This is a genomic window from Pseudonocardia sp., from assembly GCF_050246655.1.
GTDB lineage: Bacteria > Actinomycetota > Actinomycetes > Mycobacteriales > Pseudonocardiaceae > Pseudonocardia.
The window spans coordinates 1-14,087 of sequence record NZ_JBFWVQ010000131.1 but is presented as its reverse complement, the minus strand read 5'-3'; the positions used below and the strand labels follow the sequence as shown (position 1 = coordinate 14,087).

The 14,087-nt window shown below is 74.7% G+C and carries 12 protein-coding genes; all 12 read left to right on the top strand.

Features of this window, described 5'->3' with window-relative positions; all coding sequences use genetic code 11:
• Positions 1 to 696: UDP-N-acetylglucosamine--N-acetylmuramyl-(pentapeptide) pyrophosphoryl-undecaprenol N-acetylglucosamine transferase (locus AB7J25_RS26705; protein WP_428513403.1), on the top strand; the 696-nt coding region annotated here is incomplete at its 5' end.
• 50 nt (positions 697 to 746) lie between these two features.
• A complete protein-coding gene (gene murC / locus AB7J25_RS26700; RefSeq protein ID WP_428513405.1) occupies positions 747 to 2,099 on the top strand; it encodes a UDP-N-acetylmuramate--L-alanine ligase in 1,353 nt (450 codons plus the stop codon).
• Positions 2,096 to 3,373, top strand: coding sequence for an FtsQ-type POTRA domain-containing protein (locus AB7J25_RS26695; RefSeq protein ID WP_428513401.1), 1,278 nt, complete (start codon positions 2,096 to 2,098; stop codon positions 3,371 to 3,373). Before murC ends, AB7J25_RS26695 begins: the two co-directional genes overlap by 4 nt.
• Before the next feature lie 204 nt (positions 3,374 to 3,577).
• Entirely contained in the window at positions 3,578 to 5,095 is a 1,518-nt protein-coding gene (ftsZ, locus tag AB7J25_RS26690; protein ID WP_428513399.1) for a cell division protein FtsZ, read from the top strand.
• Positions 5,096 to 5,097: 2 nt separating this feature from the next.
• Positions 5,098 to 5,808 (top strand): peptidoglycan editing factor PgeF, encoded by a 711-nt coding sequence (gene pgeF, locus AB7J25_RS26685; protein WP_428513397.1) that lies wholly within the window; start codon positions 5,098 to 5,100, stop codon positions 5,806 to 5,808.
• Between the two features lie 123 nt (positions 5,809 to 5,931).
• Entirely contained in the window at positions 5,932 to 6,708 is a 777-nt protein-coding gene (locus AB7J25_RS26680; protein ID WP_428513395.1) for a YggS family pyridoxal phosphate-dependent enzyme, read from the top strand.
• A 76-nt stretch (positions 6,709 to 6,784) separates the two neighbouring features.
• Positions 6,785 to 7,489: a cell division protein SepF gene (locus AB7J25_RS26675; protein ID WP_428513394.1), complete on the top strand. Its 705-nt coding sequence runs from the start codon at positions 6,785 to 6,787 to the stop codon at positions 7,487 to 7,489.
• Between the two features lie 114 nt (positions 7,490 to 7,603).
• A complete protein-coding gene (locus tag AB7J25_RS26670) occupies positions 7,604 to 7,897 on the top strand; it encodes a YggT family protein (RefSeq protein WP_428513392.1) in 294 nt (97 codons plus the stop codon).
• A 46-nt stretch (positions 7,898 to 7,943) separates the two neighbouring features.
• Positions 7,944 to 8,798, top strand: coding sequence for a DivIVA-like cell division protein Wag31 (gene wag31, locus AB7J25_RS26665; RefSeq protein WP_428502850.1), 855 nt, complete (start codon positions 7,944 to 7,946; stop codon positions 8,796 to 8,798).
• A 56-nt stretch (positions 8,799 to 8,854) separates the two neighbouring features.
• Positions 8,855 to 10,003, top strand: a complete 1,149-nt coding sequence (locus AB7J25_RS26660; RefSeq protein ID WP_428502851.1) for a hypothetical protein — start codon at positions 8,855 to 8,857, stop codon at positions 10,001 to 10,003.
• A gap of 332 nt (positions 10,004 to 10,335) precedes the next feature.
• On the top strand, positions 10,336 to 13,626 hold the full coding sequence (ileS, locus tag AB7J25_RS26655; protein ID WP_428513390.1) for an isoleucine--tRNA ligase: 3,291 nt from the start codon (positions 10,336 to 10,338) through the stop codon (positions 13,624 to 13,626).
• 137 nt (positions 13,627 to 13,763) lie between these two features.
• Positions 13,764 to 14,042: a DUF167 domain-containing protein gene (locus AB7J25_RS26650; RefSeq protein ID WP_428513388.1), complete on the top strand. Its 279-nt coding sequence runs from the start codon at positions 13,764 to 13,766 to the stop codon at positions 14,040 to 14,042.
• Positions 14,043 to 14,087: the final 45 nt, after the last annotated feature.

The window sequence follows — 14,087 nt, the reverse complement described above, 5'->3', positions numbered from 1 at the left end:
GCGGGCCTGGCGAACAAGGTGGGCGCCCGGTTCGCGCGGCGGGTCGTCGCGGCCGTGCCCGGCAGCGGCCTCGCGAACGCCGAGGTGCTCGGCATCCCGCTGCGCCGCGCCGTCACCACCCTGGACCGCGCGGGCCTGCGCGCCGAGGCGCGGGCGAGGTTCGGCCTGCCGGCGGACGGTCCGGTCCTGCTCGTCTTCGGTGGCTCGCAGGGCGCCCGGACGCTGAACACGGCGGTCGCCGCGGCGCTGCCCGGGCTCGTGGACGCGGGCGTGGCCGTCCTGCACGCCCACGGGCCCACCGGCACCGCCGCTCCGCCCGCCCCCGGGTACGTGCCGCTGCCCTACATCGAGGACATGCACCTCGCCTACGCCGCCGCGGACGTCGTCCTGTGCCGGGCGGGGGCGATGACGGTCGCCGAGGTGTCGGCCGTCGGGCTCCCCGCCGTGTACGTCCCGCTGCCGCACGGCAACGGGGAGCAGGCCCTCAACGCCCGGCCCGTCGTCGATGCGGGCGGGGGTGTGCTGGTCGACGACGCCGAGCTCACCGGCGAGCGCGTCCACGCCGAGCTCGCCCCGCTCCTCGCCGATCCCGGCCGGTTGGCCGCGATGGGCGCCGCCGCCCGCGCGTCCGGGCATGCGGACGCCGACGAGCGGCTCGCCCGGGTCGTCCTGGATGTCGCCGGGGTGCGCGCGTGACGTTCGCGGCGAAGGACCGGGTCCACCTCATCGGGATCGGCGGGGCCGGCATGAGCGGCATCGCCCGCATCCTGCTGGCCCGCGCGGTCGAGGTGTCGGGCTCCGACGCCCGCGAGTCGCCGACGGTCCTCGCCCTGCGCGCGCTCGGGGCCCGTGTCGAGATCGGTCACGACGCCGCGCACCTGCCACCCGCCCCCGCCACGGTCGTCGTGTCCTCGGCGATCCGCGACACGAACCCCGAGCTCGCCGCGGCCCGCGAGCGGGGCCTCCCCGTCGTGCACAGGGCGCGGGCGCTCGCCGCCCTCGCCGCGGGTCGCCGGCTGGTCGCCGTCACCGGCACCGCGGGCAAGACGTCCACCACCTCGATGCTCACCGTCGCGCTCCAGCACGCCGGGCTGGACCCGTCGTTCGCCATCGGCGGTGATCTCGCCTCCTCCGGGACGGGCGCGCACGAGGGCGGCGGGGACGTCTTCGTCGCCGAGGCCGACGAGAGCGACGGCTCCTTCCTCGCCTACACCCCGCTGGTCGCGATCGTGACCAACGTCGAGGCCGACCACCTCGACCACTACGGCACGGCCGAGGCCTACACCGCCGCCTTCGTGGAGTTCCTGGACCGCATCGTCCCCGGCGGGGCCCTCGTGACCTGCACGGACGACCCAGGGGCCGCGGCACTCGCCCGCGCAGCGCAGGAGCGGGGCCTCCGGGTCCTGCGCTACGGGGCGGCGGCGGATGCGGACGCGCGCCTGGTCGCGTTCCGCCCGGAGGGGCACGGGGCCGCCGTCTTGCTGCGGCACGCGGGCGTCGACCACGAGCTGCGCCTGGCCGTCCCGGGCGAGCACATGGCGCGCAACGCCCTCGCGGCGCTGCTCGCGGGCGTCGAGCTGAGCGTGGCGCCCGAGCTGATGCTGGAGGGCCTCGCCGGGTTCGACGGCGTGCGGCGCCGCTTCGAGTACCGGGGCCGCGCCGCCGGCGTCGCCGTCTACGACGACTACGCCCACCATCCCAGCAAGGTGGCCGCCCAGCTGCGGGCCGCGCGGGACGTCGTGCGCGCGGCGGGGGAGGGCCGCGTGGTCGTCGCGTTCCAGCCGCACCTCTACTCGCGCACGCGCGACTTCGCGGCCGAGTTCGGCGAGGCCCTCGGCCTGGCCGACGAGGTCGTCGTCCTCGACGTCTACGGCGCGCGCGAGGATCCCGAGCCCGGCGTCACCGGCGAGCTGGTGGCCGCCGCCGTCGCGCTGCCTCCCGAGCGGGTCCACTACGTGCCCCGGTGGCTCGACGTCCCGGTCGTGGTCGCCCGGCTCGCCCGCCCGGCGGACCTGGTGATCACGATGGGTGCCGGGGACGTCACCGTGCTCGGACCCGAGGTGCTGCGCGAGCTGGAGCAGCGGGAGCAGCCGTCGTGACGCGGGGGTCCGCGCCGGGGGACGGCGACCCGCCTGCGGGCGAGGCCTGGGCGACCCGGGCCGAGCGGTCGGCGGGCAGCCGTGCCGGGCGCAAGCCGGTCCGCAGGCCCCGCCGCTCGGCGGCCGAGGACGTGCCGGCCGGGACGGTGCCCGCGCCGCGGCGCGCGGAGGACCGCGGGGAGGACACGGACCGGGTGGGTCGGCGTGGGAGCCGCACCGCCGGTGGCGGCGAGCGGGGGCGGGGCGACCGGGCGGGCGGTGTCGAGCGCTCCGATGCCGCGGGCCGTGCCGGGCGTGGCGATCGGACGGCAAAGGCCGACCGGGCGGGCCGGCGCGACCGGGCCGGTGGTGCCGAGGGGGTCGGTCGTGCGGGCCGGGACACCCGGGCCGGCCGCGCGGGTCACGCCGGCAGGCGCCAGGAGGAGCCCGCTTCGGACCGGAGCGAGCGACCCGCCCGTGGGCGTGTCCCGCGCGGTGCCCGTCCACCCGGGCGCCAGGGCGCGGCCGGGTCCGGGCGGGGCACCTGGGAACGTGCCACCCCACCCCGCGCCATCGGCGCGCGGACGCGCCTGCCCGAGCACTTCCGGCGCCGTCGCGTTGCCGCCGTCGCCCTCGGCCTGATCTTCGCCGTGTTCGCGGGCGGCCTCGGTGGGCGCACCCTGCTCTACGACGCCGGGCTGGCCGACGTCGACGGCGTCGAGATCACCGGCGCGCGGACGGTGCCGGAGCAGGCCGTCCGAGAAGCCGCTGCCGTCACCACCGGGGTGCCGCTGGCCGGTGTCGACCTCGACGCGATCGAGCGGCGGGTCGAGGGGCTGCCCGCCGTCGCGGATGCCGTGGCCGGCCGGGACTGGCCGCACACCGTCACGATCGAGGTGGTCGAGCGCGTCGCGGCCGGGATCGCGGACACCCCGCAGGGGCCGTACCTGGTCGATGTCACGGGTGTCGCCTACCTGCCGGTCCCCGATCAGGTGAACGTGCCGAAGCTGGCCGTCGGCGTTCTGGAACCGGGGGCGCCCACGACGCCGGCCACCCGGGCGGCACTCGACGTCGTCGCCGCCCTCCCGGCGGACCTGCGCGGACTGGTCACGGCCGTCGAGGTCGGGCCGGCGCCGGCGCTGCCCGTGGTGCTGCGCCTGACCGAGAACCGCGAGGTCCGGTTCGGATCGCCGGATCGGGCGACGGACAAGGCCGCGGTGCTCGGACCCCTCCTGTCGCAGAAGGCGGCCGTCTACGATGTCGTCAGCCCCGAGCTCCCCACGATCCGGCGATGAGGTCGACGCCGGCCGGTGGCGGCCTCCGGGACCGAGCCGTCGGGTGGTCCGTGCCGACCCCGACCGCGGTTTCGGCGCGCCTGCTGGCCTAGCCACTGGCCGCCACCTAGCGTGCGGAGGCATGCCCAGCAGGGATGCGCAGGACGTGCGCCGATCGACGGGTCGAACCGCAGAGCCGACTAGCTGGACCGGAAGGTGCCTCCCATGACGCCCCCGCACAACTACCTGGCCGTCATCAAGGTCGTCGGCATCGGTGGCGGCGGTGTCAACGCCGTCAACCGGATGATCGAGGTCGGTCTGAAGGGCGTCGAGTTCATCGCGGTGAACACCGACGCCCAGGCCCTGCTGATGTCCGACGCGGACGTCAAGCTCGACATCGGCCGCGAGCTCACCCGGGGCCTCGGCGCCGGCGCGAACCCGGAGGTCGGCGCGAAGGCCGCCCAGGATCACGCGGAGGAGATCGAGGAGGTCCTCAAGGGGGCCGACATGGTCTTCGTCACCGCGGGCGAGGGCGGCGGCACCGGCACGGGCGGGGCGCCGGTCGTGGCGCAGATCGCGCGCAAGCTGGGCGCGCTCACGATCGGCGTCGTCACCCGGCCGTTCACGTTCGAGGGCCGCAGGCGCGCGAACCAGGCCGAGTCCGGCATCCAGTCGCTGCGCAACGAGTGCGACACCCTGATCGTCATCCCGAACGACCGGCTGCTGCAGCTCGGCGACGCGGGCGTCTCGCTCATGGACGCCTTCCGGTCCGCGGACGAGGTGCTGCTCTCCGGTGTCCAGGGCATCACGAACCTCATCACCACCCCCGGTCTCATCAACCTGGACTTCGCGGACGTCAAGTCCGTCATGTCCGGTGCGGGCAGCGCGCTGATGGGCATCGGGTCCTCGCGCGGGGACGGCCGCGCGATCGAGGCCGCCCAGAAGGCGATCAACTCGCCGCTGCTGGAGGCCTCGATGGACGGGGCCCAGGGCGTGCTGCTGTCGATCGCGGGCGGGTCGGACCTCGGCCTGTTCGAGATCAACGAGGCGGCGTCGCTGGTCCAGGAGGCCGCGCACCCCGAGGCCAACATCATCTTCGGCACGGTGATCGACGACTCGCTCGGCGACGAGGTCCGGGTGACCGTCATCGCGGCCGGCTTCGAGGCGGGCGGGCCCGTGCACAAGAAGCTGGAGCCGGTCCCGGTGCGCTCGCAGGGTACGCCGGGGCAGCCGCAGGCCCAGCCGCCACCGGCGGGCGCCGCGGCGGCGAGCCCGCCTGCGCCGCCGCAGGCGGCCGAGCAGGTCGGCCGGACCGCACCCGTGCAGGCCGCGGCCGTCCAGCCTCCCGCTCAGCCGATCCACGACGCGCCTGCGGCTGCGGTTCCCGCCGCACCGGGTGGCCCGGCGGCGAACGGCACGCGGCCCGGCACCGTGGCACCCGCCACGCTCAATCCGGCGCTCGGCTCCGAGCCGCCCCACACCGCCGTGCACGCGCCGCAGCACCCCCAGGCCCGCCAGGAGCGCACGCCGCACCAGGCCGGGTCGCTGCCCCCCGCGACGCCCGCGGAGGCGCCCTACACGCCGCCCGCGCCGCGGCTGCCGGTGTCGGACGTGTTCGGGGAGGCGGCGGCCACACCGGTGTTCGGCCACGAGCGGCCAGCCCCGCCGCGGTACACCCAGCTCGTGGACCGCCTGGACGCGGACGACGACGACGTCGACGTGCCACCGTTCATGAAGCGCTGACCGTGCGCGTCCGCCGGGTGGTCACCACCCGGGCGGGCGGCCGGTCGACCGGGCCGTTCGCCCGGTTCAACCTCTCCGCGGGGGTCGGCGACGACCCCGCGGCCGTCGCGGCGAACCGCCGCCGTCTGTCGCGGGAGCTGGGGGCGCCGGTGGTGTTCCTCGCGCAGGTGCACGGCGTGCGGGTCGCGACGGTCGGTGCGCCACCGGTCGACGGTGCCCCCGACGTCGCGGACACCGACGCCGCCGTCACCGCGCTGCCCGGCGTGGCCGTCGCCGTGCTCGCCGCGGACTGCGTCCCCGTGCTGATGGCCGACCCGGCCGCGGGCGTCGTCGGAGCCGCACACGCGGGCCGGGTGGGTGCGGCGGCGGGCGTGCTGCCCGCCACCGTGGCGGCGATGGAGGCGCTCGGCGCCCGCCGGGAGCGGCTGGAGGTGCTGCTCGGCGCGGCCGTGTGCGGCGCCTGCTACGAGGTGCCCGCCGCGATGTGCGACGAGGTCGCCGCCGCGCTGCCCGGCAGCGCCGCGCGCACGAGGCGCGGGACGCCCTCGCTGGACCTGCGTGCCGGGCTGCACCGCCAGCTCGCGGCGCTGGGCGTCGCGAGGATCGGTGCCGATCCCCGTTGCACGATGGAGGATCCGCAGCTCTACAGCCACCGACGCGACGGCCGCACCGGCCGTCAGGCCGCGGTCACCTGGCTCGACCTGCACGACTGACCCAGCCCCGTTCCCGGTTGCGCGAACGGCACGTACGGGAAATAGGTCTTCCCGTACGTGCCGGTCGCGCGCTCGCCCGGCCGGGTCGGGGCGCCGCGGTGGGCGGGGACGTACGGTCGGGCCGTGGAGACGGGCACGGACGCGAGCACGGCCGACCCCGCGGCGGCCCGGGTGACCCCGAGGCGCGACGAACTGGCTCGCCGCCTCGCCGCGGTGCGCGCCCGGATCGCGGACGCGTGCGTCGCCGCCGGCCGCGACCCCGGTGAGGTGGAGCTGATGGCGGTCACCAAGTTCGTCCCGGCCGCCGACGTCGCCACGCTGCTCGACCTGGGCGTCACCCTTCTGGGCGAGAACCGGCCGCAGGAGGCGACCCGCAAGGTCGCGGAGGTCGCGGCGCTGCGCCCGGCGGCGAGCCCCCGCTGGCACCTCATCGGCGGGCTGCAGCGCAACAAGGCGCGCCTCGTGGCGCCGTGGGCGGCCCGGGTCGAGTCGGTGGACTCGGTCCGGCTCGCCGACGCCCTGGACTCCGCCGTCGCCCGTGCCGTCGACGAGGGGCGACGGGCCGGCCCGCTGTCCGTGCTCCTGCAGGTCAGCGTGGACGGCGACCCCGCACGAGGAGGCGTGCCGCTCGACCGGATGGACGAGCTGGCCGATCATGTCGCCGGGTGTTCCGCGCTGCGACTGGACGGGCTCATGGCGGTGGCGCCGCTCGGCGCCGATCCGGATGCGGCGTTCGCGGCGGTCGCCGACGCCGCCGCGCGGCTGCGCGCGGCACACCCGCGGGCCACGGTCCTTTCGGCAGGGATGAGCGGGGACCTGGAGGTCGCGATCGGTCATGGCTCGCAGGTCGTGCGTGTCGGAACCGCCCTTGTGGGGGACCGGCCGATAGCCTCGCCGTGATCACGTGGTCCCGTCGCGGGCCGGGTGTACGCCGGCGGCGGGGCGGTCGGCAGGGGCGAGGCGAGGGGAGCGCGGCATGGGTGCGATGTACCGGCTCAAGGCCTATTTCGGCATGGTGCCCGCCGACGAGCTCGGCGACTACGTCGACGAGGTCGAGTCACGCTATCCGACGCAGCGCCGGGGGGACCGCTGGGACGAGCGGTCGCCCGACCGGGGCGACCGCCCCGGCTACGACGGCTACGAGGCCGACGACGACCGGGCCGACACGCGGGTCGAGCCGCGCGGCGACGCCAGGGTCGACGACGGCTGGGAGCGCTCCCGCACCACCGTGCGGTCGGTCGCCTCCGCGTCGGTGCGCGGCGAGTCCGCCCGACAGCGGACGCCCGTCACCGTCGGCGTTCCGGTGCAGGGCGCGCTCGCCATCGACCGTGCGGCGGAGCGGGACATCGACCTGGACGAGCGCACCAGGACGGAGCCCGAGCAGGCCCGGACGGTGTCTCCCGCACGGATCACGACGCTGCAGCCGCGCAGCTACAACGAGGCGCGCACGATCGGCGAGCGCTACCGCGACGGCGTCCCGGTGATCATGAACCTCACGGAGCTGGACGACGCGGCCGCCAAGCGGCTCGTGGACTTCGCCGCCGGGCTCGCGTTCGCCCTGCGCGGGTCGATCGACAAGGTCACCAGCCGCGTCTTCCTGCTGACCCCACCGGAAGTCGAGGTCTCGGCGGACGATGCACGGATGCTCGCCGAACGCAGCAGGCACTTCGGCGACAGGTAACCCACCCCGGCGCCTTCCGTCCCTCACACGGGCGGCTTCGCGCCGTGATCGCCGGCGCATGTCGTCCCGGTGGGAGCCGGACCGGTGTTCCGCCTCGCGTGGGAGGATGGACCCGTGGGACTCGTGATCGCGTTCGTCGTCTACTACGCGCTCTTCTTCTTCTGGCTGCTGCTCACGGCCCGGATCGTGGCCGAGCTGGTGCGCAGCTTCGCGCGCCAGTGGGTCCCCGCGGGACCCAGCGCGGTGGCGCTCGAGGTCATCTTCACGGCCACCGACCCGCCCGTGAAAGCGCTACGGAGAGTGATCCCTGTCGTCCGAATCGGGGGCGTGGGGCTGGACCTGTCGATTATGGTTCTGCTGCTGGTCGTGTTCATACTGATGCGCGTTGCCCAGTCGTGGACGATGTGAGCCCCAGTCACCCGTCGCGACGCCGAGGACTGCATGAGGTGATTTGATGCCGCTGACGCCCGCCGACGTCCACAACGTCGCGTTCAGCAAGCCCCCGATCGGGAAACGGGGGTACAACGAGGACGAGGTCGACGCGTTCCTGGACCTGGTCGAGGCCGAGCTCGCCCGGCTGCTCGAGGAGAACGAGGACCTGCGCGAGCAGGTTTCGCAGCTCGAGCAGCGTCTCGGCGACACCCAGGCCGACCTGGAGGAGGCGCGCTCGCGTCCCCCGGTCGTCGCCCCGATGCCCCCCGCCCCGCCGACGCAGCAGATGAGCGTCCAGCCCCCGCCCCCGCCGCTGCGCCCGATGGAGCCGCAGCGGGCGATGGGCGGCCCCGTGGTCGAGGACGCGGACCATCACGTCCAGGTCGCGAAGGTGCTGAGCCTGGCCCAGGAGATGGCCGAGCGACTCACCGCCGAGGCGAAGTCCGAGGCGGACGGCATGCTCACCGACGCCCGCAACAAGTCCGAGCAGCTCCTCGCGGACGCGCGCAGCAAGTCCGACGGGCTCGTCAACGACGCCCGCGCCCGCGCCGAGACGATGCTCAACGACGCCCGTACGCGCGCCGAGACACTGGAGCGGCAGTCCCGCGAGAAGGCCGCCACGCTGGTCGGCGACGCCGAGCGTCAGCAGAACGAGATCATCGGCAGCATCACCCGCGAGAAGTCGGCGCTCGAGAAGAAGATCGAGCAGCTGCGCACGTTCGAGCGCGAGTACCGCACCCGGCTCAAGACCTACCTGGAGTCGCAGCTTCGCGACCTGGAGGGCCGCGGTTCGGCCGCTCCGACGGACGCCAGGGCGTCGTCGAACGGTGGCTACGCCTCCAGCGGCTACGCACAGCGCGCCGACGCGGGTAGCTGACCGACGACCGTCGGCGGGTGACCGCACGGTCACCCCCGAGCCAGGTGGAGTGAACTGTGCTGCTGCTCGTCCTGATCCTCGTCCTCGCGGCGTTCGCCCTGCTGGTCGTCGCGCTCGTCCAGGGCAGCGTGCTCTGGGCCTGGCTGTCGGTGGCCGTCAGCGTCGCCGCCGCGAGCGTCCTGCTGGTCGACTGGTGGCAGCGCCAGCAGGCCGCTCGTGACGACGAGGAACTGCCCCCTCCGGCGCCCACTCACGATCCCGCGGGCGGTCCGGGTGGCATGGTGGCCGGGGCGTCCGGGTCGGTCCGCTCCGCGGACTACGACTCCGTCACCGAGTTCATACCGGTGACACCGCAGGTGCAGGGCCAGGCAACGGGCTCTGTCCCGCCGGACGGCGAGACCCGTTTCCTGGCGCAGGAGCAGCCCGGCGCACCAGGGGAACCATCTGCGAACGAGCAGACCGTGCTGCTTCCGGTGGCGCGACCGCCCGGCTCTGTGGAGCAACCGCCCGGCGCTGTGCCGGGAACCCCTCCATGGTCCGCGTCCCCGTCACAGAGCGTAACCGCCGGAGGTCCCCCGGCGGGGCCGCCGGACTGGTCCGGCGGGCCGTCCCACGGCGAGGAAACCGTGGTGCGCGGCGTCGACGGCGAGGCGCGCCCGGCCTATGCCGAGCAACCCGCCGATCCGACCGACGGCCCACCTGGTCCGCCCGTGGCGCCCGAGGACCCGGACGGACCCACGGGGCTCTTCGTCGCGGCACCCGACGCCGCCGCGGTCTCGGGCAGCTCCGCGTCGCAGGCTGCGCAGGCTGGGCAAGCATCGGAACGGTCGTCGGACCAGGCGCAGGCGGGCGACGGCCCGGACCGCCGGGAGACGGGCGCACCCGGGGTGCAGCAGCCCGCAGGCCAGGACCCGGCCGGGGAAGCGGCCCCCGATCTCGGGGCGGTGCCACCCCCCGGACCGGACGGCGAGCCCCCGGAGGAGCCGCACGACCCGGTCGCCGCTTCGGTGGCCGCGTCGGCCGAGGACGAGGTCGTCGTCGTCGACGAGCGCCCGCGGTATCACGTGGAGGGATGCTCGTTCCTGGCCGGCCGCCCGGTGATCCCGCTGCCGGCCCGTGAGGCCGTCGAGCTCGGGTTCAGCGCGTGCGGATGGTGCCGGCCCAACCTGCTCCTCGCCCGCCGCCACCAGCCGGCGGCCCGCTGACCGGGAAGGGGCGGATCGGCGGCCGGGCCGTCCCCGGAATACCGGCTCGCGTCGGCGCGCTACGCTGGTGCGAGCAGTAACCGACGCAGTACCCACAGGCAGTACCAAAGGCAGAGATCCGGCCATCACCGGGGAGCCTCCGGAAGAAACGCGGGTGATCCCGCGGAGTAGAACCGGACGGGCGCGGCCCGTCACAGCCGCTGAACGAGAGGCCGATCATCTCGGGTGATCGGCAAGCGGGGTGGTACCGCGGCGCCCGCTGTGGCCGACACAGCCGGGCCGTCGTCCCCGTGCGCGAGATCCGTCCCGTCGCACGAGGAGCACCGACCCCGATGTCACCCGAGCCCCGCCGCTATCCCGCCGTCCCTGCCCACCCGGCCTTCCCCGCGCTGGAGCGCGAGGTCCTCGCGGACTGGGAGGCGGACGCCACGTTCGCCGCGTCGGTCGAGGCCCGCCCCACCGGGGAGAACGGGAGCAACGAGTTCGTCTTCTACGACGGCCCGCCCTTCGCCAACGGCCTGCCGCACTACGGCCACCTGCTCACCGGCTACGTCAAGGACGTCGTTCCGCGCTACCAGACCATGCGCGGGCGCCGGGTCGAGCGCCGCTTCGGATGGGACACCCACGGCCTGCCCGCCGAGGTCGAGGCCGAGAGCCAGCTCGGGATCAAGCACAAGTCCGAGATCGAGGACATGGGCGTCGCGGCCTTCAACGACGCCTGCCGCGCCTCCGTGCTGCGCTACACCGACGAGTGGCGCGCCTACGTCACCCGCCAGGCCCGCTGGGTCGACTTCGACCACGACTACAAGACGCTCGACCTGGACTACATGGAAAGCGTCATGTGGGCGTTCCGGACGCTGTGGGACAAGGGCCTGGTCTACCAGGGCTTCCGCGTGCTCTGGTACTGCTGGCGCTGCGAGACGCCGCTGTCGGCCACCGAGACCAAGATGGACGACGTCTACCAGGACCGGCAGGACCCGGCCGTCACCGTCGGGCTGCGCATCGGCTCCGAGGACCCGGAGCTGGACGGCGCGTTCCTGCTCGTCTGGACGACCACCCCCTGGACACTGCCGTCGAACCTCGCCGTCGCCGTGCACCCGGACGTCGAGTACGTGCTCGTCGAGTCCGGCGGCGAGCGCTACCTGCTCGCGGCGGCCCGGGTCGGCGCGTACGCGCGCGAGCTGGGCGAGAATCCGCCGGTGGTGCGGCGGTTCAGCGGCACGGAGCTGCTGGGTACCGCCTACACCCCGCCGTTCGACTTCTTCGTCGGCCGCGAGAACGCCCACCGAATCCTCGCCGCCGACTACGTCACCACCGACGACGGCACCGGGCTCGTGCACATCGCGCCCGCGTTCGGTGAGGAGGACAAGGTCGTCACGGACGCCGCGGGCATCGAGGTCGTCGTCCCGGTCGACTCCCGCGGCGAGTTCGACGCCACCGTGCCCCCGTACGCGGGCCTGCAGGTGTTCGACGCGAACCCGCAGATCATCGCCGATCTCAAGCGGGGGGCCCCGCACGCGCTCGGGAAGCTCCTGCGCCACGAGACCTACGACCACCCGTACCCGCACTGCTGGCGGTGCGGCAACCCGCTCATCCAGCGCGCGGTGGACTCGTGGTTCGTGAAGGTCACGCAGTTCCGCGACCGGATGGTCGAGCTGAACCGGGAGATCACCTGGGTGCCCGCGCACGTCCGGGACGGCCAGTTCGGCAAGTGGCTGGAGAACGCGATCGACTGGTCGATCTCGCGCAACCGCTACTGGGGCTCACCGATCCCGGTGTGGTTGTCCGACGATGCCCGTTACCCGCGCGTGGACGTCTACGGCTCGCTGGACGAGCTGGAGCGCGACTTCGGCGTGCGGCCCACGGACCTGCACCGCCCGTACGTCGACGAGCTGACCCGCCCCAACCCGGACGATCCGACGGGCAACTCCACGATGCGGCGGGTGCCGGAGGTGCTGGACTGCTGGTTCGAGTCCGGCTCGATGCCGTTCGCGCAGGTGCACTACCCGTTCGAGAACGCGGAATGGTTCGAGCACCACTACCCGGGCGACTTCATCGTCGAGTACAACGGCCAGACCCGCGGCTGGTTCTACACGCTGCACGTGCTGGCCACGGCGCTGTTCGACCGGCAGTCGTTCCGCTCGTGCATCGCGCACGGCATCGTGCTGGGCGACGACGGGGCGAAGATGTCGAAGTCGCGGCGCAACTACCCGGACGTCAACGAGGTGTTCGACCGGGACGGCTCGGATGCCATGCGGTGGTTCCTCATGGCGAGCCCCATCCTGCGCGGCGGCAACCTCGTCGTCACCGAGCAGGGCATCCGCGAGGGGGTGCGGCAGGCGATCCTGCCGCTGTGGAACACCTGGTACTTCCTGTCGCTCTACGCCGGGGCCGCCGGCCGGGCGGGGGAGTTCCGCACGTCGTCCCCGCACGTCCTGGACCGGTACGTGCTCGCACGCACGGCGGCGCTCGTCGACGAGGTCACCGCGGCGATGGATGTCTACGACATCGCCGGGGCGTGCGAGCGGCTGCGCGACCACGCCGAGGTGCTCACCAACTGGTACGTCCGGCGGTCCCGGGAGCGGTTCTGGGACGGCGACGCCGATGCGATCGACACCCTGCACACCGTGCTGGAGGTGACGTCGCGGGTGGCGGCGCCGCTGCTGCCGCTCACCACGGAGGTGATCTGGCGGGGGCTCACGGGGGGCCGTTCGGTGCACCTGGAGGACTGGCCGGCACACCGCGGAGCGGATGCGGAGCGCGCGTCGACCCAGCGCGGAGCGGATGCGGAGCGCGCGTCGACCCAGCGCGGAGCGGATGCGGAGCGCGCGTCGACCCAGCGCGGAGCGGATGCGGAGCGCGCGTCGACACAGCGCGACCTGTTGCCGGCCGACGCCGGATTGGTCGCCGCGATGGACCGGGTGCGGCAGGTGGCGTCGGCGGCGCTGTCGCTGCGCAAGTCCGCGGGGCTGCGGGTGCGGCTGCCGCTGGCCCGGCTCACCGTGGCCGCGGCGGACGCGGACGTCCTCGCCCCGTTCGTCGACCTCCTCCGCGACGAGGTGAACGTGAAGGACGTCGTGCTCACCGGCGACGTGGCGGACTACGGCCGCTTCGAGATCGCCGTCAACGCCCGCGCCTGCGGGCCCCGGCTGGGTGGCGACACCCAGAAGGTGATCCGTGCGGTCAAGGCGGGGGAGTGGGAGCAGGGCGCGGACGGCACCGTCGTCGCGGGCGGGATCGAGCTGCTGCCGGGCGAGTTCACCGAGCGGCTGGTCGCGGCCCCGCGCGAGGGCGAGGAGGTGACGGTCGGGGCGCTGCCCGGCAGCTCCGGGCTGGTCGTCCTGGATGTCGCGGTGACGCCGGAGCTGGCGGCCGAGGGCCTGGCCAAGGACGTCGTCCGGCTGGTGCAGCAGGCCCGGCGCGAGGCCGGGCTGGACGTGACGGACCGGATCGCGCTCACGCTGGACGCCCCCGAGGCGGTGCTCGAGGCGGTGCGCGCGCACGAGGAGTTCGTGGCGGGCGAGGTGCTGGCGACGTCGGTCGGCTACGGCGAGGTCGCCGCACCGACGCTGACGGGCACGGTCGCGGACGGCGCCGAGGTCCGGGTGCTCGTCACCCCGTGACCGCGAGTTGCGCATCTCGCTGGCGCGAGTTGCGGGTGTTGCCGGCGCGAGTTGCGGGTGTCGCGGCCGCGAGTTGCGGATCTCATCAGGCCGAGATCTGAGTTCCGTCAGGTGTGCCGTTCGGTCAGGAGCACCGCATGAAGGTGACCGTCCGGGTTCGTCCCGGTGCCCGCGCCGACGCCGTCGGCGGGCGCTGGGACGGACCCCGCGGGACGGCGCTGCTCGTCTCCGTGCGGGCCAGGGCCGTCGAGGGCAAGGCGAACGCCGCCGTCGTCGACATGCTGGCCGCCGCGTTCGGCGTGCGCCGCGGGGATGTGGCGATCGCGTCCGGGCACCGCGGCCGGGACAAGATCGTGGAGTTGACGGGGGACGACGCCGCGCTGGCGGCGCGGCTCGTGGAGCTGCGGGGCAGCTGAGCTCCGGGGGGCTGGGCGTTCGCACACACCGTAGCGTGGTCGCAC

What these genes read in the sequence shown, in the direction of transcription:
- murC (WP_428513405.1), top strand. Translation starts at nt 747, where the DNA reads ATGAGCGGCATCGCCCGCATCCTGCTGGCCCGCGCGGTCGAGGTGTCG.
- ftsZ (WP_428513399.1), top strand. Translation starts at nt 3,578, where the DNA reads ATGACGCCCCCGCACAACTACCTGGCCGTCATCAAGGTCGTCGGCATC.
- AB7J25_RS26675 (WP_428513394.1), top strand. Translation starts at nt 6,785, where the DNA reads ATGGGTGCGATGTACCGGCTCAAGGCCTATTTCGGCATGGTGCCCGCC.
- wag31 (WP_428502850.1), top strand. Translation starts at nt 7,944, where the DNA reads ATGCCGCTGACGCCCGCCGACGTCCACAACGTCGCGTTCAGCAAGCCC.
- ileS (WP_428513390.1), top strand. Translation starts at nt 10,336, where the DNA reads ATGTCACCCGAGCCCCGCCGCTATCCCGCCGTCCCTGCCCACCCGGCC.
- AB7J25_RS26650 (WP_428513388.1), top strand. Translation starts at nt 13,764, where the DNA reads ATGAAGGTGACCGTCCGGGTTCGTCCCGGTGCCCGCGCCGACGCCGTC.